Source organism: Litchfieldia alkalitelluris, assembly GCF_002019645.1.
Classification (GTDB): domain Bacteria; phylum Bacillota; class Bacilli; order Bacillales; family Bacillaceae_L; genus Litchfieldia; species Litchfieldia alkalitelluris.
This window is the reverse complement of sequence record NZ_KV917374.1, coordinates 4,676,883-4,701,693: the sequence shown is the minus strand read 5'-3', so window position 1 is coordinate 4,701,693 and position 24,811 is coordinate 4,676,883. Positions and strand designations below refer to the sequence as shown.

Below are 24,811 nucleotides of genomic sequence, written 5' to 3'. Positions count from 1 at the left end.
AATATGTCGAATGGTATAATGTTAACGATTACATAGACTAGAGTGTGGGGGAAGAAGATGTTACCTAAAAAGCTAGAAAATATGAAGAATAAGCTGTTACGGAAGAAAAACACAAATAGTAGAATATCTCTAAAATTGCAAACTGTTGGAATAAAATTATTTTTAGTCTTTTTTTGTAGTATTCTTCTTTTAGTAGTAACGGTAGGGATATTTTCCTATGTAAGCTCCAAGAGTATCATTGAAAAGAAGGTTTCAGAGGGAAGCCAACAGACAATCATCCAGACTGCTGAAAAGCTAGATATTGTTTTTGGCGAATATGTTAAGCAAACAGTTTCGATTGTCACCACGAAGGAATTAACAGATTTGCTAGCAGATTATACAAGGGAAACCACAAGTGAATTTGATAAAATAATGGCTGAAAGAGAAGCATCTCTTTTGTTGGATAATATTCTCTTTAGAAATAGCTCTATTGTATCATTATCATTAATACCAATAGATAAAGATGTTAAAGCAATCTCAACCGCTGCATCATTACCAGAAGATCTTTACGACCAAAACTGGTTTAAAAAAGCAGTTAGTCTAAATGGAGATGTAGGCTGGATTGAAACGACTAAAGAAGGTGTCTTAAAACAAGGAGAGCCAAACTTCGGTTTATCAAGGCTTATAAAAATTTCTGGGGGAACGTCACAGTTTCTTCTATTAATGGAAATAAATTTAACAGATCTTGAAAAACATCTATCAACTGTACAACTTGGTGATGGCGGATTCACAAGAATATTAAGTGATCAACAATTGGTTTACTCAACCAACCAGGAAGATGCTTTTGAAACAGAAATGATCACCGATGAATCAAAGATGATAAGTGCTTCTCATCCTATCGAACAGACCGGATGGGTAGTTGCTGGTGAATATCCGAAATCAATATTAGAGAAAGAAACCTCATCAATAAAAACATTAACAGTGATGATGGCTATTGCAGCAGCGATTATTGCTATTGGAATCGGTTTTCTTGTAGCTAAACGAATTGGTGCTCCTCTATCACAAATGACCATGTTAATGGAAAAAGGTAAACAAGGGGATTTAACTGTTCGCTCAACCATTAAAAGCAAAGATGAAATTGGCCAACTGGCGCAGAGTTTTAATGAAATGATGGAACAAATCACCCATCTTGTACAACAGGTTAGTAACTCATCAAACGAGGTTCTAAAGACAGCGGGAAATCTCACAACTGCCTCTCATAATACGGCGGAAGCAGCAAGGGAGATTGCAACGGCGACAGATGAAATTGCTATGGGTGCGTCAACCTTAGCCGTAGAAGCAGAATCGGGGACACAATTGAGTTTAACGATTACAGAACAAATGGAACAAGTGTTACAAGCTAATCGAGTGATGAGAGATTCTGCTAACGAAGTGAATAAGGTCAGTATACAGGGGACCATTTATATGGATGGGTTAATCGCAAAGACGGGTAAAACGGAAGAAATGAACCGGTCACTCATATCAAAAGTTGACCAATTAAGTGAAAGTACTCAATCAATCAAGAAAATAGTCGACATGCTTAATAGTGTTACCCAAAAGACCAATATTCTTTCTTTAAATGCTGCAATAGAGGCTGCTAGAGCGGGCGAAGCTGGTAAAGGTTTTATGGTCGTGGCAGGAGAAATTAGAAAGTTAGCCGATCAATCAAGTCAATCTATAAAGGTAGTTGGAGACATAGCAGAAAAGATTCAGGTTGAGATTGATGAGACCGTTTCGGTTTTATCTGATGCATATCCATTATTTCAAGAGCAGGTTGAGTCAATTAAGGAATCTAACACGATTTTCTTGTCTGTTAAAAAAGAAACAACTGATTTTCTAAGTCAATTGGAATCAGTGTCAGTTTCGATTGACCATTTAGAAAAATCACAAGGGGTTCTTTATGAAGCGATGGAAAATGTAACTGCAGTAGCTGAAGAGTCTTCCGCTTCATCTGAAGAAGTTGCTTCTCTTAGTAATCAACAATTGGATATTGGCGAGGGCTTAATCGAATTATCAACCGAATTGGAAAAAGTAAGTAAGGAGTTAAAGGATTCGCTCTCGAAATTTTCAATATAATCTCATCTTTGTTCCTTTTAGTATTGGTTCTATGAAATGATTGTTAAAAACTAACAAAAATAGCTTGCAGGAATCCTCAAAAAAATGGAGAATAAGGAAATGATAACATTTATAGTTACCTATAAGGAGGAACATTATGAGCTGGTTAGAAAAATATGATTTATGGGAAAGCGCATCAAACTTGGATGCTGAAATAAAAAAACTATTACTTGAAACAAAAAATAATCCTAAGGAGTTAGAGGATTGTTTCTATAAAGATCTTGAATTTGGCACAGGTGGCATGCGTGGTGAGATCGGACCTGGTACAAATCGAATGAATTTGTATACCGTTCGTAAAGCTTCAGAAGGATTGGCAAAATTCATTGAAGATGCTGGTGAAGATGCTAAGAAACAAGGCGTTGTCATTGCATATGATTCCCGTCATAAATCACCAGAATTTGCAATGGAAGCGGCAAAAACACTTGCAACTCATGGGATCCAAACCTATGTATTTAATGAGCTAAGACCTACTCCTGAATTATCCTTTGCGGTACGTCATTTAAATGCATTTTCAGGAATTGTAGTTACTGCAAGTCATAACCCACCAGAATATAATGGATACAAGGTATACGGATCTGATGGCGGACAACTTCCACCACTTGAAGCTGATGAAGTGATTGCAAAAGTAAATGAAATTGAAAATGAATTGCTTATTGAGGTACAGGACGAAAGTACGTTAAAAGAAGCTGGTTTGATAAAGATGATTGGTGAAGAAATTGACTCAGCTTATACTGAAAAGTTAAAAACGATTTCTTTGAACCCTACTTTATCAAAGGAAGTGGACTTACATATCGTTTTCACACCGTTACATGGAACTGCTAATAAGCCAGTAAGATTAGGACTTGAAGCACTAGGATATGAAAACATTAAGGTTGTTGAGGAGCAAGAGCTTCCTGACCCGAATTTCTCAACAGTAAAATCTCCAAATCCAGAGGAGCATGCTGCATTTGAACTCGCCATTCGTGATGGATTAGAAGTGAATGCAGACCTTTTAATTGCAACAGATCCAGATGCAGATCGCTTAGGGATTGCAGTTAAGGATTCCAACGGTGAATATGTTGTACTAACAGGTAACCAAACAGGGGCAATTTTGCTGCATTACATCTTATCACAAAAGAAGGAAAAAGGGATCTTACCTGAAAATGGCGTAGTGCTGAAAACAATCGTAACATCAGAAATTGGCAGAGAAATCGCTAAATCGTATGGCCTTGTTACAATCGATACATTAACAGGGTTTAAATTTATCGGTGAAAAAATTAAGGAATATGAACAAACAGGTCAATATACCTTCCAATTTGGTTATGAGGAGAGCTATGGTTACCTGATTGGTGACTTTGCTCGTGATAAAGATGCAGTTCAAGCAGCGCTTTTAGGTGTGGAAGTAGCAGCTTTTTATAAGAAAAAAGGAATGTCATTATATGATGCGCTATTGGCAATTTTTGCTGAATACGGCTTTTACAAAGAAGGATTAGAATCGTTAACATTAAAAGGTAAAGAAGGCGCAGAACAAATTAATAACATCCTTGCAACTTTCCGAAGCACTCCACCAACGGAGATTGCTGGTAAGAAGGTAGTGAGTGTTGAGGACTATAAGGCAAGTGAAAGAACGGATCTTCTTGTAGGAAACAAACAAAACATTGATTTACCAAAGTCAAATGTATTGAAATACTTCTTAGAGGATGGATCTTGGTTCTGTTTACGTCCATCTGGTACTGAGCCAAAGGTAAAGTTTTACTTTGGCGTGAAAGGGAACTCCCTTGAGCATAGTGAGGAAACATTAAAGGAAATTTCCGGAGATGTAATGAAGCAAATTCATGATTTAATAGGTGCACAAGTATAATCGATTAAAAAGGCGGAAACCCAATTAGGGGTTTCCGTTTTAATTTAAAAAAAATAATAAAGGAAGGGGAAATTTCCCCTTCCTTTTATCTTATAACAATGCTGTTATTTCTTCTTCGTCAAAATCATGTGATGCATGGTCAATATATCGTAGTAAAGAATATAATTGTCGCTCAATGACAGTATAGTCTTTTTCGAAATTATATGCGTGAAGAAAATGTTCGATTTTCTTTGAAAGGAAGTCATCCTTTGTTCTTACCATTAGTATTAACAGGTTATCCCATTGTGACCTGTGTGTGTAATACAATGCTTTGTCATAATCAGCTGTATTCATTACTTCAAGCCTCCTTTTTAGGAGTTAACTTTAGTGTATGGAGTTGCTCTAATATTTCTCACTGTAAATATTGGACACATCTCCAATTAAAAATTGACTTGAATTACCATATTAGACATTCGATATTTGCAAAAAATAAAGAAAGATTATGAATGGTTGGAGTGTTAGTATGTTGAGGTTTATTTCGGTGATAGGATGCTGTTTATTTTTACTAAGTCATGTGGCATTTGCGGATGACAATGGTGAATATACATATGAGAAGATGATGAATGAGACAAATATAGTAAAGAAAAATCATCCTGAAATTATTGAGGTAACTAGTATTGGTACATCGCCGTTTGGGAGAGATATACCAGCAATAAAGCTGGGGAAAGGTAAAAAACATGTTCTTTTTGTTGGATCACATCATGGAAGAGAGTGGATGACAACTCAACTTCTGATGAAGATGATTCACACTTATGCCACTGCTTATGAGCGAAATGAGAAGGTAGGGAATTATCACCCTGAAATTTTAGATGAAGTATCTATTTGGTTTGTTCCAATGATCAATCCAGACGGGGTGACAATACAGCAAAACGGAATAAATATGTTTTCAATTGGTTATCAGCAGCTTTTATTAGAGATGAATCATAATCAATTAAATCTGCAAAGATGGAAGGCCAATGGACTAGGGGTAGATTTAAACCGACAATATCCTGCTGGTTGGGAAGAGATAAAAGGAGCTCAAGAACATGCGGCTTATCGCTACTATAAGGGACAGAGTCCTCTTGAGGCAGAAGAAGTGAGATCGTTAGTCAAATTTATCATTGAGGAAGACCCAGTGATTTCTATTGCTTATCATTCTTCAGGAAGAGTCATTTTTTGGCATTATAAAAATGACCAACAAGTAGTGAAACGGGATTTTGAAATTGCCAACGAAATTTCTAAGCTTACCGGGTATGACCTTGCAAAACCACCGAAAAAGGCAACTGGTGGAGGTTTAACAGATTGGTTTATTACACGATTTAAACGACCAGCATATACGATTGAAATAAGCTATGAGGTTAAAGAACAAGCTCCACCACTTTCAGTTTTCCCGGAGGAATGGAAGCGAAATAAAGAAATAGGATTAATGATTGCTGAACAAGCAAAGAATATTAATTAACGTTGTATATTTTGTTGCGATGGCAGGGAAAATAGCTATATTAACGAAACGATGTATTAGGAGGGATTCTCTTCATGGGCAGAAACTTTATTGTTAAATCATGCATAATTACAATTCTATGTAGTTGTCTAGCTTTTGGGATGATGAGTACTTTTGCTAGTGCTGAGCCTGAACCTGAAAAAGAAGAAGAACAAGCAATAAACTATGAAAAATGGGGCAAAATGGCGGTAGAAGTTGTTAAGTTGAATTTCCCTGAAGGAAAAGTGAGCGATTATAAATTTAAAGGAAGAGAAGAAATCTCTGATGCACAAGCAAAGGATACATTTGAATTACAGGTTCAAACAAAAGAACGTGCATTTAATGTGCGTGTAGTTATGCTGTTTAACCCGAAAACAGAATCGTTAATTTCGTTGAGCATAGAAGAATTTAGGTAGAGAGTGTTTAGTAAGAACGCTCTCTTTTTATGTTGATAACCAATTAAATTTTTAGATATTTCACTGTTAATTTCATTCCATCCTCATCATTTTGATGGTTTGTTCATAAAGTGTTGTAAGGACAAAAAGGAGGAGATTAACAGTGAGAGAGGAAGATCAAAAGGCACTCGAATATGCCATTTCAGAAATTACTGAGATTGCAGACGGTTTTGGACTTGATTATTATCCGATGCGCTATGAAATTTGTCCAGCAGACATCATTTATACATTTGGGGCATATGGAATGCCAACTCGTTTTTCACACTGGAGTTTTGGTAAGCAATTCCATCGAATGAAGCTTCAATATGACTTAGGCTTGAGTAAAATATATGAACTCGTCATTAATTCAGATCCTTGTTATGCCTTCCTGTTAGATTCCAATTCACTTATCCAAAACAAACTCATCGTCGCACATGTATTGGCACACTGTGACTTCTTTAAAAATAATTACCGCTTCAGCAATACCAAAAGAGACATGGTTGAAAGCATGGCAGCAACTGCCGAAAGGGTAAAGCATTATGAACATTTATATGGAACAAAAGAGGTGGAGACCTTTTTAGATGCGGTTCTTGCGATTCAAGAGCATATTGACCCTTCATTAATGCGACCCAAATTAGCTTGGAGTCTTGACGACCTTGAAGACGATGAAGATGAACAACCTAAAACTGCTTCACCATATGATGATTTATGGTCACTTGATGATAAAAATAAACCAAAAATCATTAAGCCGAAGAAAAAGAAAAAACTCCCACCTAGACCAGAGAAAGATATCTTATTATTTATCGAAGAATATAGTCGAGAACTTGAAGACTGGCAGCGGGATATCCTTACGATGATGCGGGAGGAAATGTTATATTTCTGGCCGCAGCTTGAGACGAAAATCATGAACGAAGGCTGGGCATCGTATCGTAAAGATGTTAGTTAAAATACATATGTAATGAATAAACCTTGAGGTTTAAGTTCATATTAATCAAAAACTTAAAGGAGTTATTTTATGCCAATTAAACCTCAAGGACCATACTTCACAAATAGATACAGGAAAATTAATGAAGAAGTTGAAAGCGTACGAAAAAGCCAGACTGTATTAGGTACATCAAATGGAACCCCACTAATATGGGTTTCTAATGAGGATTTACGTAAAGATATTTCTAAGTTTATGCATGAGTTAGAATTTACGTATTCTAGGGATAATAGTATTCGGTCTAAAACTAAATTAAAATACCTACATTTTATAGAGGAATGTAAATTATGGCTTAAAGATATAAATTATTGGGAAGAAAAAAATAGAGCTACTATGTAAGAACCTTTGTTTTTTTAAAAATAAAATGACCACTGTTAAAAGTGGTCATTTTATTAGTTATTAGTTGGGAATTTTCCTAATTTAAGTCTGGAATGTGATAAAGCATTATTGCCACTTTTACTTCCCTGTTTTTATCGCCATTAATATGAAATCTGTAATTTAACCAGGAATGATCTTTTTCATTGACAAAACCTAAATAATTGGGATGGTTAGGTGTTTCTTCTTTCACAGTCTCAATGACATTGGTAAATTCTTTATTTTTTACAAACATAATCACTGCTGCTTTGGAATCTCTCCAGGTTAAATAACTTAGAAGTTGGCTAATGGTATCGATGAATACCTTTTTTCCTTTCCAAAACTTACATTCACCAATAAAAACATTTGTGTTTTCGTGTCTTAACAATATGTCGGTTTTTCCTTTTTTATTAAAAGTTTCTCCAGTTGCAGATCCTTCAAAGTTAGGTTCCAACATCATAAGAAAATGATCTCTAAGATGCTCTTCCTCTTTCCCATTATAAACAGAAGGTTTTCTTTCAAATTCTTTCCCCATGTCATGTATTATTTTTAAAATATCTTGATAAGTGTGTTCTGGTAAAGCGGGCTCTGGTTGGAAACCTCTTTCCTGCACAGATGGAGCTGTTCTTATTTTTTTCTTCATTTGAGGAGCAGGAATTGAAAATGTTTTCGGTACCTCAGTAGATTTTTTTATAGGTACGCTTAATGCTGACATTTGTTTCCTTCTATTTAGTAGCTCCTGTTTACGTGTAGTGAATTGGGATTTAATTTTTCCTTTTAAGGCAACGTTAAATAGTTGTACGTCCTTCATGCTATTATTAGCATTGCCTTGTAAGTATTGTACCTTTCTATTATATTCACTGTTTATTTGATCAACATTTGAGTAATAATCAATGATTTCAAAGATTATTTCATTGTTATTAGTTTGAATCTTCTCAGTCCAAACAGTAAATGTGCTAGGTTGAAGTTTTAATAATTCATGAGTTCCCGTAAAAGGTATATGGTAAACATAGACTAGTTTTCTCTGAGTAGAATTACCATAAAACCTGTCATTTACTTGGACATTTTTCTCAACTTGTTCAGCATATGCATTTTCAAAATCAAAATTTATTGGTTCAAGAGATAATTCATCATATAAATGATCAATGTATTCTGTTTCATTTACATTAAGAATATAATCCTCATTCGCATTATAGATTGTTTCTCGGATTGTAACTTCTCTTTGTCGTAAATAACTGTATAGCTCACCTTCATGAAAAATTCTAAAAGTGCTTCCATAATACAATGATAACGCCCCCTAAAAAACTCTATGGAAATAATTGTAACATTGAGTGCGCATTTATCCAATATAAATAACTTCTATGATATAGGATGGCTATGCTTCGTTTCGTAAAGATGTTTATTGGAAAGACGGTATCTAATATGTGGATACCGTGTTTTTTTCGTGGTTTTAAATGTAATATCTCTGTTGACGAGACGATTCACTTATTTATTATTTTCCTTTAGATTGCAGTAATTAAAATACAACAATTATCGACAATACATAACAAAGATATGGGTTTTTTTGGTATGATAGGTCTAACAAACAATTAAGGAATGAAGCCAATGCCGTACTTTCAGGAATACTATGATCAATTTAAATTGAAAGAGGATATTGTTAGAAAGAGTCAATTAGGGGCATATTGGGCTACATTGGCACACTATACCAAAAGTAATGAACCATCACTTATAAGTTTACCAACGGGCTCAGGAAAAACAGAATTAATGCAGTTATTGTCTTTCGGACTTAAAGGGAAAAGAATCTTAATTGTAATACCTTCCTTACTTTTAAAAGGAGAGATATATGAAAGGTTTAAGGAGTTTAAGGTGCTTAGAGAAGGTGGAATTATTCCAAGTACAGTACCTAAACCAAAGGTTAAAAACTTAGGGAAAAAATGTAAAACGGAAGAAGATTGGAATGCTTTTGAAGGATATGATGTTGTAATCGCAACTCCTAATACTGTCAGCTCATTTTATGAAAATGTAATTCAACCTCCTCAAGATTTATTCGATATTGTTTTTATTGACGAGGCACATCATGTAGAAGCTGATACATGGAATCAAATAGTTTCTGACTTTCAGGGTTCAAAAAAAGTCTTTTTGACAGCAACTCCATTTAGAAATGATCATCAAAAAATTAAAGGAGAATTGATTTATCACTATCCTATAAAGAAGGCTATTGAAGATGGAATATACCAAAAAATAGAGTATATACCTATAATAGATGCAACACACAAGAAAATTGCACTTAAAACCAAAGAAATTGCTGAAGCCCTCCGTACAAATGGTGAAATACCGAAAATATTAGCACGATCGAAAAATGTTAAAGAATCATCAGAAATAATTAATGAATATACGAGTCTGGGGTTAAATTTGAAAGAAATTAATTACCAAAAAAGTAAAAAATATAATGAACAGGTGATTTTAGAATTAAAGGCTAACCAAATTGATGGAATCGTATGTGTAGGTATGGTTGGTGAGGGGATAAATATCCCAGATTTAAACATTCTATCATTTCATTCGCTTCCAAAGTCTTTTCCTTTAACTATACAATTTATTGGAAGGGTTAGCCGTATAAATGGTGGTGTAGAACCAAAATCGTTTATAGTTGCTGAGGAAAATGAATTTAAAAGTCTATTTAGATTAGTACACCAGAACGAAGATGGATGGGACAGTTTGATTGATAATATTGAGGATGCAATAGGGTATAGAATGAGTAGAGTTTTCGACAGTAAATTCTTTGACAAAAGACTATATAAAGATTTTATAAAGCCTTTTTATAGTGTAACTTTATACGATTGCTTAGAGAGTTTTATACAATTTAGCGAAGATATAAAAATAGGTGATAATAAATCTAATAGTAATTTAAAGATTGAATATATTAAACATGAAGCAGCAGAAAACCTTTTAATAGTAATAACACTTCATGAAGAGAGCCCTCAATGGGCAACGGAGACTCCAATTATTGAAAAAAGATATAATTTACATTTATTTTATTTTGATACCTTATCTAACATTCTATTTGAAGGTACAACTTTACCTTGGATTTCAAAATTATTACTAAAAGAAATATTAAATGAAGAGGTTACTAGAGTTTCTCATAAAAAATTGGCAAATGTAATAAATAAAACTAAATTAAATGATTATGTAACTCTTGGTATGAAAAATGCTTTAGGACAGAGTAGAAAGAATCCTTCATATAAAAGTCATATTGGAAACAGTGTTCATAATAGTATTTCCAAAACCGATGAAAACTTCTTTACAGCAGGTCACGCACTAACCCGCGATATGTCTGAGAAATATTTGGGTGTTTCAACTGCCAAAGGTAGGGTATGGTCTTTAGAACGTGGAAAAATAGACGACTTTTTGTTATGGTGCAAAGAACGTGCGTTAGATATTGCTCAAAATCAGAACCAAATTGGCTTTCCTATGTTAGAGAAACTTATTTTTCCACAAGAGATCAGCGTTCTCGAAGAACGTCCATTAGTTATTTATTTAGATGAAAATATTTATAATAAGTATTTTGAAATTAGATCAGAGCAGGGTGAAAAGTATATGATCAAATCGCCTGCTTTTATTATTGATGACTTTGACAATAATCTCGGTAAATTGACTTTACATTTAGAGTTAACAGAAACAGAAACCATAGATGATATAAATTATTCAATCACAGATGGATGGGAAATAGATGGAGACTTTACCGTTCAGTATGGTTTGAGAACTTTGCCATTAAAAGAATTTTTAAATATGTATCCACCAAGGATTTATTTAAAAAATGGATTGGTAATAAGGAATTCATATTATGAAATTGAATCTTCCCAAGAAATAACAAATTTCTTAGAAATATACAAAAGACTAAGTTGGGATGGTTGTCAAATCAGGTTTGAAACTAGAAAAAAACGTAGTAAAGAAGACCTGAAATGGAGGAAACCCATCCATGATTGGATGATTGATTACCTAAGTTTTAAACTTAATAGTGAATCACTAATAATACAAGATGATGGTAGTAATGAGATAGCTGATATAATCTCGTTTGATGCAAATAAAAAAGAAATCTGTTTATACCATTGTAAGGGTGGAGGAGGAAATGATGTAGTTCCTGGTGCTAGGCTTGGAGATTTCGAAGTGGTTTGTTCACAAGCAATAAGAAGTACAATCTGGATTAATAACAAAAACTTAATATTAGAAATTAGGGATAGGTTAGAAAGTAATAAAAGGAAATCTACAGAAATCAAAATGGGAAATAGAGTCTTACTTGATTCAATAATTGAAAATTTTGGAGTAGCAGAATGGATGTATAAAATAATTATTGTACAACCCTGGGGGGAGCGAGAGGCACTTTGGGGTAGAGATTCTTTACAAAGATTATTTACCACAACTTATCAGTGGATAAATGCTTCTGAAGCTGATTTTGAAATTTGGGGTAGTTAAATTATGGGTGCGATTAAGAATTTACCATATTTTCTTTTACTAGGGTTTATTTCAAAGAAAAATCTTCATTAAAAAGTACCTGGTACTTTTTGATGAAGATTTTTAAATAAATAATAGCTTAGCCAGTATAAATTAATTTATTATTAGCATTTTCATTAATACAACCTTCATATATTTACAATAGTAAAGTTGAAGGTAGGTTTTCAAATGAGGAATTATAACGTGCACGAAGCTGTAAAGTTACTAGACAAATATTACATAACAGATTCAATACAAATGGTCACTAGATGGTTAAGGGAAAGAAAGATTGCTGGCGTACCTAGTTCAAATCGTAAAAATGGATGGATTATAACTGAAGAGGAGTTATTTGCATTTATAGAAGAAAAACGTCCTGGTCTTCCACAAATCATGAGTGTGTATGAAGAGTATATAAAAAACTTAACAATTGAAAAAAATGAAGAGTGGAGAGATAAATATACAAATGAAGAAGCTATTCATCAAGTAGATTGTAAAAAGAAAGAAAAAGATGATGGACAGCATTATAATTCTGATTTGGCAGAACAAAATCAATCACTTGAAGGAATGGTTCAACAACTGTTGGAAGAACATTCATTACTTAATCAAAGTATGGTTGAAGTTATTACACAGAATCAAGATCTAATTGAGGAGAATAAGACCTTGATTGAGTTATTTGAAATTATGGATAAGGAATTGAAGGAGTTAAAGAGTACAAAAGAAAAAACGAATCAAAAAGAGGATAAAAATACAAATAAGAAAAAAACTGATGTGAAAGGAAAAGATAAGCGAAATATAAAACTTGAAATGCCATATAAGTCATTTTGTGCTATCGCAAATGAGGGTAGTGAACAGTCAAATAAAAAAATTGAAAAGAGCAAACTAGATTCTATTATTAAAGAAGTGTATGGACTGTTATGTGAAAACGAAAAAATTAAAGGTGAACTTGTTAATGAAAGTGGATTTATTAGTTGTCCTTTTAGTAATAAGCCATTCAAACAGCCTAAAAGATTTATAAAACATGCGGTTCAAAGGTTTATTGAGAGACATGAGAAAGGTGTACAAGTAACGCTTGAGATGTTGAGTTAAATAGAAAAGTTGTGTAACAATATACAGTAATGTTGATCGGTCATTTATTAGGTCGACTCATATTCAGAACTAGGTCTGGTGCGTCTTGTAATGGGTTAATGCGAAAGAAATTTTACTTGAATTAACTCAAGGTGATAAAAAGGTAAAGATAATGTTACTAGCATAATCATATTGTAGTAAAGTGATACCAGTAACATTACTTCTGTAAAATTGGTATTTTTTAAAAATTGAATAGTTATTTAAAGAGTTCTATTGACGAAACAATCTGTAATTATGAAAGAAGAAGTTTAGTAGAAAAAGCGGCCAACTTAAGTTGACCGCTTTCTTCTCGTAAAGTTAGGGAGTTAACAATGATATTTCAATATCCTTTTCACCATATAGAATCACTTTCTCTACAAGAGTTTGGATCAATGATTTGGCTTCAACAACCGGCAAATTATCTATTGCTTCAATAATGGTTATAATTTTATTGTTTAACAATTCTTCTAGCGCTGTTGTATTGACTGTTGTTGTTGATTTCTGGTTCTCAGCATTTGTCATTATTTTTTCTAAACGACCTTTTTCGGCTTGTAGATCCTCTAGCTCGATTAACCCTGCGGTGTATGCTTCAACCTTTCGTTTATACCTATTCTTTGCAGAGTGGGTTTGTTGTTGTACCTCTTTTTGTTCATCTTCTTGCACTTGACTTACAAGCATGAATACATATTTCTGATCTAATTCCTTTGACAAATTGAATAAACCTTCTTTAAACCAAGATTCAACATCAGTAGCATCAAAAGATTTACTTGTACATGTTCCTTTATTTTTATTTGCTGAACAGCGATAAACACGTCTTCTATTGGTTTTTGGACCATGCCAGCTAATGCTCATGGCTGCACCACAGTTCCCACATTTTAATATGCCTCCTAATAAATGGGGGCTTGTCTTAGAGCGTGGATGGATATTTTTCTTATTAATCCTCTTTTGAACGGATTCCCATGTTTCTGCATCGATAATAGCTGGATGGGTATGGTCCACGACAACCCATTCATCATCATTTTTTTCAGTTTGTTTTTTCTTGCTTCTATCCGTACGATTCCATACAAGGGTTCCTTTATAAACAGGATTCGTAAGAAGTATCTTAACTGATCGAATAGACCATTCTTTTTTTTGTTTAGAAGGTACTCCTTTCTCGTTCAGTTCCTTAGCAATACTGTAATATCCCATACCTTTTTGCAGGTAGTTTTCATAAATCAATTTTACAATTTTAGATTCATCCTCATTAATAACTAATTCCTTATCTTTTAAGTCGTAACCATATGGACTTTGTGAAAGCCATTTCCCTTGGTTTGCTGCATGAAGCATATTATCAAATACACGCTCTCGAATTCGTTCACGCTCAAACTCTGCAACAGCTCCTAACACTTGTAGAGTTAAACGGCCAGAAGGAGTATTGGTATCAAACGATTCACTGATAGAAATAAAAGAGACTTGTTGTTGTTGAAAATCATCGATCAGCTTTAGTAAATCAAGCAATCGTCGACTTAGACGGTCAAGTTTAGTAACTAAGATTCTAGAAATTTTCCCTTTACTCACTAAGTCTAGAAGCTTATTAAGCTGAGGACGATCAAGGTTTTTCGCCGAATATCCGTCATCAACAAAAATGAGTGGAACATCTCCCCAACCCATTGCTCGGCAGTAGGCTTTTAACCTTTCCTGTTGTTCGTCAAGGGATACTCCTTCTCTAGCTTGTTCATCTGTAGAAACACGACAATAAAGTGCGATATCCCTGGCATTTTCCATAAAAGATTCTGTCATTGCAATTCCTCCATGTCCTGGTAGTTCATATATATGACTAATTAGAGAAAATCATGAAAACTAAAAGAAATAGGGTTGTCCACACTCCCTTCATGCATAGACATGAACAAAGGGGGAGTTTGGTGGACAAGTTGAAAGTTCGATATCGATTAGGCGACATCAGTTTTGATGGGGTGGAAGATTTAAATAAAAAAAATCAAGAAAAAATAATGGAAGTGTTTTCTAATTGGGAACAAAAGCTAAGACATAGTTCAGCTGTTCATTTGTTAAATCAGCAACTTCAGTTAAGTTCAGAAAAAGTAGTGAAGGTATCTGTCGAAAAAAACAAAGAGAGTCAAATCTGTTAAGGATTAGACTCTCTCTTTTTTGTGTTTATATTCACCGATAAAAAAATAGTTTCACACTGGTGAATAAAAATAATATCAATTACACAACATCTAAAATGTAGCTACAAGTAAAATTCTTATTCTGCATGGGGTTATACGAGGAATTGGTTAGAGATAGACTGCTAAGAAAATTGAGCAATATAGAAGATTTTCACCAAGTTTGATTAATACAAAAATTTTCTCGAAAAAGGGCGTGCTGGTATGTCAAAACAAGAAAAATCTAAGCAGATAAAAATTAGGTCTGTAAGTTTTGTCACTGATGAGGATTCAAATGAGCAATGGTTTGAGCTTTGGATTAACCTCGCAAAGAAAGAATTAATGAACGAATTAAGTAAAGAGGATCTATAGGACTAGCCAATGATAATCTGTCATAAGTATTTGATAAGGAAAAATATTTGGGGGTGAGTTATGGAAACTGTTGCATATTATCGCCGATCAACTACTATGCAGGAACATTCAATAGAACTCCAAAGGTATAAAGCTTTTGAAGCAGCAAAAAATCATCATCTAATCGTTGAAAAAGAATTTATCGATGATGCCATCTCTGCGAGAAAAACTTCTATTGATGAAAGAGAGCAATTAAGTAATCTCATTGAACTTATCAAAGATAAGAAGATAAAAAACTTACTGGTCTACAAGCGTGATAGACTTGGGAGAAATGTAATCCAACATTTGAAAATGTATAGAATTTTTAGAGAATATAACGTAAAAGTAATTTTTACTGCTGATGAAGAGCTGCCTATGAACTATTCATCAAATGGTGAATTATATGAAATTTTTATTGGGTGTATGGTTCAATTGGAAGGTAAACAGATTCATGAGCGAATAAAAGCAAAAAGGGAAGCCGACTTTCGTTCAGGTAAAAATCCTGGTAACCTTCCATACGGCTATAAAAGAGATGTATCAAACCCTGAGAAAGCTATTATAAGAGAAGAAATGCAACTTTCACTTATAAAAGAGATGTATAACCTAGTTTTAGAGGGGAAAACCGTTGAACAGGTAATGACAATAATTAAATCAAAAAACAAGGATCGAAAATGGACAGCGGGCCACATACGTGAATTATTACAGAATCCCACCTATATGGGCATCAGGGTTCTTCATTTCGAAACTTCTCCACCAATCACACAGGAGTATAAGGTGTTAAAAATTGTCGACAAAAAAACATGGGAAACCGTTTATGAAAAGGTTGAAGAGGGTCGACCAAAAGTAAATAAAAGGAAGAAGAAAAAATTAGAATTGGATTATATTCTCGATGGTTTCGTTAATTGTACAAAATGTAGTATGCCTTTCATTGGAAGCTATTCTAAGGCTATATACAAATGTAATAAGTGTAAGAGTGAGTTAAATAAAGATTATCTTGAGAAACTTGTCCTAGAACATGCTCTTGAATACATTAAAGCACTTGTAAAGACAGATTTTATCAGATTGTTTAATAGACATCAGATTAAGAGTAAAAAAGCTTTGGAACAAAGACTGGCCGTCTTAAAGAAACGTGCAGAATCATTAAAGGAAGATCTTTTCTGCAATATTTCAGAGCAAATTCAAAAAAATTTAACGACAGAAAATAACACACACGAAAAAATCGTAGAAAGTTACAAACTACTAAAGAATAAAGAGTTAGAAATTGAATATATTACCTCAGAAATTTTCTCTCTGGAACAATTACCAAAAAAGGTTGATTCAATAAAGGAATATATGCTCAAAATCGATAATTTACAAGACCTAATAAATTTTAAGTCAAAAGATGTTTTATTTGATATTATTAAAACAGTAAATGTCGAAGAAATATATATTGACTTAGTATATAAATATCCATTCTCAGGCATAAAGGAGGCACATTTACTTGGAGTTAAATGATATCTTAAAACCTGGAAGTAGATGTGCATTTTATGGACGTCATTCAACAGATAAACAAGATATGTTACTACAGATTGATAGAGCTGCAGAATTTGCCAAAAACTATGACGTTGCTATTGTAAAGAAATATCTCGACCCTGGGGTATCGGCCACAAAGAAACCCTTAAGCAAGCGGCAAAACTTAAATGAACTAATTGATGACCTATCAAAAGATATCTTTGATTTTGTTATAGTGTATAAGATGGACAGAATGGCAAGAGACATTATAGAAATTGAAGAAATTCGCAGTATACTGTTTGCGACAGGGAAACCAATCGTTATAATCGACAAAAATCCACCTACACTCGATGAGGAACCAGGGGATATATTTGGCTTTATTAAAAGTGCTCTTGCGCAATTTGAAGTTATACAAAACCGAGAAAGAACAAGAGAGAAAGCGGCAGTTGGTGCGAAGAGAGGAATGTTTCAAGGAGGCAAACCTCCTTTTGGCTACACTTATGACAAGAAAACTAAACGATTCTCACAAATACCAGAAGAGATTCTTCTGGTAAAGAGTATTTTTGATAAGTATCTACAGGGTCTTGGATGCCGAAAAATTGCAAAAGAACTTCAGGGAAAGAGCTACAGGGGGAAAGATTGGACACGCGATAAAGTAGAAAGGATAATAAAAAATCCTAAATACGCAGGTTATAATTTATGGGGGAAGCGGTATAATCATATTGACAACAGGGGCAAAGAGGAAGTGATTGTCCCACTCGAGGGAATAGAACCAATCATAACTAAACTAGAATGGGATAGATGTCAAGAACAGATGAAATTTAGAAGCCAGAATGACATTGATCCGAAATACTATAGTACGAATTATCTTTTCCGTGGTATTATCTATTGCTTTAATTGTAACTCCGATCTAAGTATATCTAATCAAGAAACAGAAGGTGGAAAGTTTGGTCATAAACTATATATTTGCGAATCCTGTAAATCTAGGTTAAAATCTGAATTTTTCGACAGAGTTGTACAAAATAAGATACGGACAAGTATTATTGGGCATAATTACAAGATTTCTGAGATATTAAATAAGCTCCAAAAAAGCTTTAATGAGGAAATTCAGACATTGCAAGAGAACATTAAAAGAGCAGAGGAAGGAAAAGGCCAATATTTAATAAAAATAAATGAAATTGATTTAAAGATTCGTAGGTTTTCGACTCTGCAATTTAACGAAGTAAATAGAAGTTTAATCGAGTCTTTTACTCTTTATAGGATAGATTTACAAAGTAAATGTGATTTACTTGATCAACAAATTGATTCCTTTGTCAAAAGAATAGACAGAATTAATGAAGTGTTACTTCAAGAACAATATTGGATACCGGTTTTACATTCATTTGAAAAGCCTAGAGATACTGTTACAAATAGTGAGTGGAGATTACTTGTCACTGAAATAGTGGAAAGTGTCCTGATAGAAAAAAAGCCTAAAAAAATAAGTCAGTATAAAGTGGAGTTAAAACTGAAGTATGATTTACCCTCAACAACTTTCACATATAATGAGGAAAACGAGACAAGCAGAAAACAGTTATCATTTGCAGACTTAATTTAAAAAAATGACCGTAAAAGGTCATTTTTTTTAATACCTGTTTACTCGGTGTATAGGAAGTTTTTAATACTAAAATCTAATTCTATTTTCGGGGAATAGGTATGCACGGGATCCCGTGCATGCCTATTCACAGAGCATATATATCAAGTATTTGAACTTGTCCCTAGGGAATGCTGGACTTTTGCCGTTTAGTTAGCATAAGGGTTAGGTGTGCTAATGTAAGGTATTTCGGTGAATAGGAATTTTATTATAATTTAACATTCGGTCTATAGGAAGGTTTCTAGATCTTATGGACTTTTATGACATTTAATTTTAACCGAGCAAGATTTAATGTTCCATAGTTAGAGGAATATTAAAAGAATCCGGAAAACATTGTATAGAAGTATAACAGTTAAATATAGATTAAAAACGCTCAGATTGAGCGTTTTTCCTGCTTTTAATATGACAGTGTTTTATTGACATAGCGGATTATATGTATCTCTCCCTTCAGGACAACCATACTTTTCATAACAATCAGTGTCTGTTGTACAGTCGTAAGAATTTCCATCGTTTTTCTCTGTATTCCCGCACCCTGAAAGTAAAAAACTTAATAAAATTAATAAAGAAAAAATGCTTAAGATTTTCATTAATGTACTCCTCTTTTATATAAATATTGAATAATTTTACCATAAATTATAATTTTGTATATAAGGTAAGTACAATTAAAGAAATACTACTGATTCTTAGTACATGGTAAAATATTTCTAGTTGAAGAAATTAATTAGAATGAGGGGAAATGTAATGAAAGGAAATAGTATTTTTATAATTTGCTTGGGTATCACACTTTTAATTGGAATTGCAGGTTTTTTATATAATGAAGGATATTTGATTCCACCTAATCAGAAAAGTAAAGAGAATCAGCTGGTAATGACAAAAGATCAGACATCATCTACTCCTGATAGAATTGATATTTTGAAAATCGCAGATATAAATGAGAGCATGATAGGAAAAAAAGTTTCGGTTAATGGAAAAATTTCTAATCGTTATGACCATAAAGACGGGCACGTCTTTTTAACTTTGGAAGAAAATAATGGTTCTTTAAAAGTAGTGATTTTTTCGGATATGGAAATTTCAACAGAACATTTACAGGAAGGTGAGACTGTTAATGTCAAAGGTGAATTAAAAGAATATAATGATGAATTAGAAATAAATGTGGAGAGTATCTCGGATGAAGTTCTAGAAAATACTCAGATTCCAGAAATAACAAAATCCAATATTGGAGATAAGATTAATGTTACTGCGGTGATAGTTTCAAAGTATTCACATCCAGAGGGACATATCTTTTTGAATGTGCAACTTGAGAGTGGACAAGAAATTACAGTACCAATATTTAATAATTTAAATCCTTTATCAGATAACTTTCCTGTTTTCTCTACTATTAAAGTAGATGGTGAGGTAAATGAATATAACAGCAAGTTACAAATAGTCCCAAATGGAATTGAATCAATACACGTAATTGAAAAAGGTGATGAAGCACAAATAAAAGAAATTGATTTAAAAAATATTACTGAGCAAGATCGTGGAAGAATGGTTATTGTCTCAGGATTTGTTAAAGGTATTCAACCACGAGACGACGGACACTTGATGTTTTATTTAGTTGATAAAAATTCAAAAATTAAAACTGTATTATTTAGAGCTGATACCGAAGAGATAAAAGGAAGAAAAGAACGTATAGTTCATGCAGAAAAAGCACAATTTTCAGTAAAACTTGTTGGAATGGTGGATATTTATGAGGGTGAATTAGAGATTGTTGTAGATAAAGTATTAGTCGATTAGATAGGAGATAATAGATGAACAAGTATCAAATTTCAACCTTAGCATTAGCAATTTCTTCTCTTTCTTTAGTGTTACCCATAAAATTATTTTTTGTTTTAGGTGGTATAGCAGAAATATTACTTTTGTGGATGATTAAAAGGTCAATGACAAACAAATATAATAAGTATGATTCGGTTCTATTTTTAATAATAGCAATATCAACCGTACTTGGTGGAATTTTTGTATATTATGTTCCTGCATTCTCTATATTTAATTTTTTCTTTTTTTCTAGTGCTTGTTTAATGAGTTTGCAAATTAAACATAATTCCAATCGATTAGTGAAAAAAACTAATAATACAAGAGTTAAACTTGACATGCAATTTGTAGAGCTTAGAAAAAATGAGATAAAAAAAGAAGATGCATTAATACACATAATTGATAGTGGAAGTAAAAGTCTAATTTCTAATAGTGACCAAACACCAGTAAAAGTTGATTACGATCGATTAATAAATGAACTAAAAAAAGATTTACGTGAACAAATAGATATTAGATTAATGAAAGCAACGAACGAAATGGCAGCACAAATTAATACCACACAAACAAAACAATTTGCAAAAGAACAAGAGAATTTATTAGAAGGAGTAAAAAGTTCTTTAATTGGTGAGATTGGTAAATCCATAGAAATTGCTTTGCAGAATCAGACTTTATCTTTCAAAGATGAACAGAATAAAGAAGAACGAGAAATTTTAATACGTAAACAAATAGAAGATGAATTAAAGACTAAATATGAGCAGGAAATTGATTCAACAAAATCACTTTTTTTAGATTTGAAGATTGCAATTGAACAATATGGGAAATCAGTTGAATATGTAAAAAATCAAATTTCATCCATAAATGAGAAAGATCCCAATCAACCACATCAAAAGATTTATGAGGAATTAATACGTAAGTTGCAAGATGAAAGAGTGAATTTTTCAAATAATCGTCATCTTATGAATCGTGAAATAAAGGATATCTTCCATCATGCCCTAGAAAATGCAGAGGAAGAAGTTTGTATTATAAGCCCATGGTTAGGAAGCTGGATATTATCAGATCGTAATGATCTTATGGAACGATTCCGCTCTTTATTAAAACGAAAAGTACGATTGAAAATTGCTTATGGTATTTCAAGCCATTCCTACCAAAAGGAAGATTCCCGCAACTTGTTAACTGAGAAAGTTGCAAATGAATTGCAAAAGAAATTCAAAAAATACGGGGATTTATTTCAAATACAAAAGGTGAATTCTCATCATAAACTATTGATTTGCGACAATTCATATTATGTTCAAGGAAGTTATAATCTTTTATCTAATAAGGGGAATTTTGAGGAACCATCAATGTGGCATGAAGGTGCGGAATACTCGGAAGACCCAATAATGATTGGGAAACTTAAAAAGTTATATTTTAATTGGTAAATAGAAGGGTATATTATAATAACGCTAAACAACTAAGGACATCCTGCTTTTGTTGGATGTCCTATGCCAGATACTTATATACTTGATTCAGCAATTCATATTATGTATGTTAAATCCTGATTATTTTTAATTTTGAAGTGGCATTGCAACTTTCTCAATAGCATACTTTGAATTTTTAATATTTGTATCTATTGAATTAGCCCTTCATTTTCTAACCCGAATACCTGTTCTTTGGTCAGGTATAGAAAGTTTAATTTATCTTCTTCGTACATTGGAGGCTCCCTCAACTCATCTGATACCTGTGAAGAGCCTGAAGCATTTTTAAATCTATCTAATGTCTTAATGTTGTCAACTGGTATTGCAGTCTTTAAACTAACACATCTGGCATATATTACCCAGAGTCTTTAGTTTAACAATCAATATAAAAAATCAAGGCTAAGAGAATTTTTTTCTCTTAGCCTTTTGAAATAAGTGATGATCTCTTTCAATATATAAAATATATCTGTCTGTTCAAAAGTATAAAATCTTTTTATAAAAACAATTAATAAGTCGGATTTTGACATATGGAATTTTAGAAAGAGTGCAGGTCTACACTACACAAGAACAGGAGGGCTGACGAACTCTACAAAACTAGGCAAACGTAATAACCCCATCTTTGTCAAATGTCGATATTTCACTCTACATTTAAACGGCTCAATATAAACGAAAAGATCGTCCTCCCCCGTTTTAGTAGCTTGGTAAGCTTTGCGCTTGGCATCTAATGGTACACCGAGCTCCATGATACCAAGAGGTTTACGGTTATCATCGGCTAACAACCAACCGAATTCATCTTTTGGGTAGCCTGTTACAAAAACGTCCTTGTACTGATAATTAATGACTTTCAACCATGAATGGGAACGTCGACCTATTTCATACTTCGAATTTTTTTGTTTTATTACAATTCCTTCTAATGACTGATCCACAGCTAAATCAAAAAATGCTGTTGCATTCCCTTCAATAAACTGTACCTTCGCTAACGTAGAATCGTCTTTGGGGATTAAATTGGCAAGGAGCGATTTTCTCTCTAGTAACGGAAGGTGTGCAACGGACTGCCCTTTGTATTGTAGAACGTCAAAGACAACATAGGAAACTGGATAGGTTTTAAATCGTGACTGGAACCGACTCATCATTGCCTCAAAGTCGGGCTTCCCTAAGTCATCGGTAACAATAATTTCACCATCAAGTACAGTTCCTGGTGCAACGTTTAGCGCTACTAGTTCAGGAAACTTTGAGGTAACATCGTTATGGTGTCGAGTGTAAAGCTTTGTATGACCGTTAAGGTCACGTGTATATAGTAAACGGATGCCATCTAGTTTCAGCTCCGTAATGTAATCGGCTGAGTCGAAGGGATTTTCCGTTTTGTGTAAAAGCATTGGCGAAATAAATGTCATTGCAATTCACCTCAAGACAATTATACCAGTCCAAGTAAATTGCTTGATTAGGAGATTAATGGAAATGAAACCAATGTTGGTAAAGGGGATTTAAGCATACATCAAGTAACAGGGAGGGGGGAAACATAGGAATATTCGATTATAATAAAAAAGGACCGTAGGGTCCTTTTTTATATAAGCTTGACGTCTGTAATCGCCATGAACTCAACTGCAAACATGTTATTCAATTCATCTTCAAAAACAACCTTCTTTTGATGAGGATTAATCTTTTTGACGACACCTACTCGTTTTGAAAAATACCCTTTAATCCATGTGGTCACTTCAAGCAGAGCCTCTTCAGCTAAACTTACTTTTAATAATCGTTCAAACTCTTCAATTTGGTCGGCATCTAATACGGGGCGCACTTGCTTGCCCTCATCCTTGAAATGCTTTCGAATCATGGTTACATGCTCTGGCATCATCATCGCCGTCCATTTAATGCTTCCACGGTCACGGATTCTATCATTCATCTGGTTTTCCTCTCCTCAAATTTTTATTCTTCACTGGCAATCAATGAATTAGCTGCTCTGTTTAACTTTATCTGGTCTTGTAGCGCTTGATCAATACTATTGATCATACTAGAGATATCAAGTTCTGCATCGCCAGTTTCCTCAAGCATATGATTAAAAAGTCTTTCAACTAAATCTTTATCGTGTATCTCGTGGAGTTTTTTTATGTATTGATCCATTTTGGTACGAAAAACATACTTTACATACTTTTCATATGCTTGATGTTTCCCCACAGCAATTCCTCCATACCAATCATCAAAGTTTTCAATTTTTCTTCCCATTTTTTCTTTCCTCCCTTACTTCATTTACGCCATTGATTGTATTTTCTTCAACTTCATTTTGTACATGTTCAATCCAGTAATCTTCTTCATATTGATAAATATCTAAAGAGTTTTTAGCTAGCCGTTCAGGAAGCGATGATTTAGCTAATATTCGTGGGGCTTGTTCACCGTATATGGGTTGCAGTTTAACGAGTATTTCAAATAAAAAGAGTAAGTCGAGACGATCAAGTTCAAAAGGGTTTTCAATAGTTTTTAAGTCGCTCTTGGTTGTCTGAACACTCTTCAATTGTCTTGACTGGCGAATGACCTCATCTATATTTTCAATATGCGTTGCAGTTTGAATAATCCCATGCATATCCGAAATGGAATACTCCTCACTAATTGAATTAATTTGTAATAACAGTTCTTTTCCAGTTATTTGTTTTGTTGCAGCAAGAATGTCATTTGAATACCGATTTTCCAACCAATCCCTTTGGAAATCATTTTGAGCTGTAACGAGCAATGTATTACCTTCGATTACTCCCATCGTATTAGTAAACCATGTTTCAAATGCAGGTCTGGAAAGCTTTCCTTTGATTATGCTTAACACATGATTCCATATCTTGTCCCTATCCTCTTTTCCATGCGGGGTACCCCTTTCTTTTTTTTCTAAGTATTCGTTAATTTTGTAAAATTATGAACGAAAAAGACTTAGTGAAGAATCACTAGAGGATAAAGTAACACTAATAGGAATTATAACAGAACATACGTTCCTGCAAGAGGGGTGGATTACAAAGGAATGGTCAAAATAGAAATATGGTTGTTCACAAGAAAAAAATTTTTTTTATCAGCGTGAATATAATTCCGAAATAAACACAATAT

Annotated in this window: 21 protein-coding genes and 1 pseudogene; 14 read left to right on the top strand and 8 right to left on the bottom strand. The window is 33.5% G+C overall.

Annotated features, from left to right (window positions below; genetic code table 11):
* The first annotated feature begins 57 nt into the window (after window positions 1-57).
* Entirely contained in the window at window positions 58-2,094 is a 2,037-nt protein-coding gene (locus BK579_RS22225) for a methyl-accepting chemotaxis protein (protein ID WP_078549329.1), read from the top strand.
* A gap of 136 nt (window positions 2,095-2,230) precedes the next feature.
* A complete protein-coding gene (locus BK579_RS22220) occupies window positions 2,231-3,973 on the top strand; it encodes a phospho-sugar mutase (protein ID WP_078549327.1) in 1,743 nt (580 codons plus the stop codon).
* A 90-nt stretch (window positions 3,974-4,063) separates the two neighbouring features.
* Here BK579_RS22220 and BK579_RS22215 read toward each other — a convergent pair whose 3' ends face one another.
* Entirely contained in the window at window positions 4,064-4,306 is a 243-nt protein-coding gene (locus BK579_RS22215) for a YhdB family protein (protein ID WP_078549325.1), read from the bottom strand.
* A 169-nt stretch (window positions 4,307-4,475) separates the two neighbouring features.
* Between BK579_RS22215 and BK579_RS22210 the strand changes: the two genes are divergently transcribed.
* From BK579_RS22210 to BK579_RS22195, 4 genes and pseudogenes are all read left to right on the top strand, one after another.
* Window positions 4,476-5,450 (top strand): M14 family zinc carboxypeptidase, encoded by a 975-nt coding sequence (locus BK579_RS22210; RefSeq protein ID WP_169891227.1) that lies wholly within the window; start codon window positions 4,476-4,478, stop codon window positions 5,448-5,450.
* Between the two features lie 74 nt (window positions 5,451-5,524).
* The gene (locus tag BK579_RS22205) at window positions 5,525-5,884 is read left to right on the top strand and encodes a DUF3889 domain-containing protein (protein ID WP_078549321.1); all 360 of its coding nucleotides are present in this window, start codon (window positions 5,525-5,527) and stop codon (window positions 5,882-5,884) included.
* A 142-nt stretch (window positions 5,885-6,026) separates the two neighbouring features.
* A pseudogene (locus BK579_RS22200) lies at window positions 6,027-6,830 on the top strand (SpoVR family protein); the annotation flags it as partial.
* Between the two features lie 87 nt (window positions 6,831-6,917).
* Window positions 6,918-7,223: a hypothetical protein gene (locus BK579_RS22195; RefSeq protein ID WP_078549317.1), complete on the top strand. Its 306-nt coding sequence runs from the start codon at window positions 6,918-6,920 to the stop codon at window positions 7,221-7,223.
* Window positions 7,224-7,299: 76 nt separating this feature from the next.
* On the opposite strand, the gene BK579_RS22190 is transcribed toward BK579_RS22195, so the two are convergent.
* A complete protein-coding gene (locus BK579_RS22190; RefSeq protein WP_078549315.1) occupies window positions 7,300-8,523 on the bottom strand; it encodes a hypothetical protein in 1,224 nt (407 codons plus the stop codon).
* Between the two features lie 311 nt (window positions 8,524-8,834).
* Between BK579_RS22190 and BK579_RS22185 the strand changes: the two genes are divergently transcribed.
* Together BK579_RS22185 and BK579_RS22180 are read left to right on the top strand one after the other, a co-directional pair.
* On the top strand, window positions 8,835-11,708 hold the full coding sequence (locus BK579_RS22185; protein ID WP_078549313.1) for a DEAD/DEAH box helicase: 2,874 nt from the start codon (window positions 8,835-8,837) through the stop codon (window positions 11,706-11,708).
* Window positions 11,709-11,915: 207 nt separating this feature from the next.
* Entirely contained in the window at window positions 11,916-12,812 is an 897-nt protein-coding gene (locus tag BK579_RS22180) for a hypothetical protein (RefSeq protein WP_204524753.1), read from the top strand.
* Window positions 12,813-13,148: 336 nt separating this feature from the next.
* Here the strand turns inward: BK579_RS22180 and BK579_RS22175 are convergent, their stop codons facing one another.
* Window positions 13,149-14,609, bottom strand: a complete 1,461-nt coding sequence (locus tag BK579_RS22175; RefSeq protein ID WP_078549309.1) for a recombinase family protein — start codon at window positions 14,607-14,609, stop codon at window positions 13,149-13,151.
* Window positions 14,610-14,731: 122 nt separating this feature from the next.
* Between BK579_RS22175 and BK579_RS22170 the strand changes: the two genes are divergently transcribed.
* The 4 genes from BK579_RS22170 (at window position 14,732) to BK579_RS22160 (ending at window position 18,446) form a co-directional block, all read left to right on the top strand.
* Window positions 14,732-14,956 (top strand): hypothetical protein, encoded by a 225-nt coding sequence (locus BK579_RS22170; RefSeq protein ID WP_078549307.1) that lies wholly within the window; start codon window positions 14,732-14,734, stop codon window positions 14,954-14,956.
* A gap of 240 nt (window positions 14,957-15,196) precedes the next feature.
* Window positions 15,197-15,343, top strand: a complete 147-nt coding sequence (locus BK579_RS25885; protein ID WP_169891225.1) for a hypothetical protein — start codon at window positions 15,197-15,199, stop codon at window positions 15,341-15,343.
* 60 nt (window positions 15,344-15,403) lie between these two features.
* Window positions 15,404-16,855 (top strand): recombinase family protein, encoded by a 1,452-nt coding sequence (locus tag BK579_RS22165; protein WP_078549305.1) that lies wholly within the window; start codon window positions 15,404-15,406, stop codon window positions 16,853-16,855.
* The gene (locus tag BK579_RS22160) at window positions 16,842-18,446 is read left to right on the top strand and encodes a recombinase family protein (RefSeq protein WP_078549303.1); all 1,605 of its coding nucleotides are present in this window, start codon (window positions 16,842-16,844) and stop codon (window positions 18,444-18,446) included. Before BK579_RS22165 ends, BK579_RS22160 begins: the two co-directional genes overlap by 14 nt.
* A gap of 449 nt (window positions 18,447-18,895) precedes the next feature.
* Here the strand turns inward: BK579_RS22160 and BK579_RS25880 are convergent, their stop codons facing one another.
* Window positions 18,896-19,069: a hypothetical protein gene (locus BK579_RS25880; protein ID WP_169891224.1), complete on the bottom strand. Its 174-nt coding sequence runs from the start codon at window positions 19,067-19,069 to the stop codon at window positions 18,896-18,898.
* Between the two features lie 154 nt (window positions 19,070-19,223).
* Between BK579_RS25880 and BK579_RS22155 the strand changes: the two genes are divergently transcribed.
* Window positions 19,224-20,258 carry an exodeoxyribonuclease VII large subunit gene (locus tag BK579_RS22155; protein ID WP_169891223.1) on the top strand — a complete coding sequence of 345 codons (1,035 nt, stop codon included), beginning with the start codon at window positions 19,224-19,226 and terminating at the stop codon, window positions 20,256-20,258.
* A 14-nt stretch (window positions 20,259-20,272) separates the two neighbouring features.
* Window positions 20,273-21,691, top strand: a complete 1,419-nt coding sequence (locus BK579_RS22150) for a phospholipase D-like domain-containing protein (RefSeq protein WP_078549299.1) — start codon at window positions 20,273-20,275, stop codon at window positions 21,689-21,691.
* A 593-nt stretch (window positions 21,692-22,284) separates the two neighbouring features.
* Here the strand turns inward: BK579_RS22150 and BK579_RS22145 are convergent.
* The 4 genes from BK579_RS22145 to BK579_RS22130 form a co-directional block, all read right to left on the bottom strand.
* Window positions 22,285-23,121 (bottom strand): ATP-dependent DNA ligase, encoded by an 837-nt coding sequence (locus BK579_RS22145; protein WP_235848512.1) that lies wholly within the window; start codon window positions 23,119-23,121, stop codon window positions 22,285-22,287.
* A gap of 170 nt (window positions 23,122-23,291) precedes the next feature.
* Complete coding sequence (locus tag BK579_RS22140; protein WP_078549297.1) at window positions 23,292-23,630, bottom strand: YolD-like family protein; 339 nt, start codon at window positions 23,628-23,630, stop codon at window positions 23,292-23,294.
* A gap of 23 nt (window positions 23,631-23,653) precedes the next feature.
* On the bottom strand, window positions 23,654-23,950 hold the full coding sequence (locus BK579_RS22135) for a hypothetical protein (RefSeq protein ID WP_078549295.1): 297 nt from the start codon (window positions 23,948-23,950) through the stop codon (window positions 23,654-23,656).
* On the bottom strand, window positions 23,934-24,551 hold the full coding sequence (locus BK579_RS22130; protein WP_268876561.1) for a DnaA N-terminal domain-containing protein: 618 nt from the start codon (window positions 24,549-24,551) through the stop codon (window positions 23,934-23,936). The genes BK579_RS22135 and BK579_RS22130 overlap by 17 nt, the downstream gene beginning before the upstream one ends.
* Window positions 24,552-24,811: the final 260 nt, after the last annotated feature.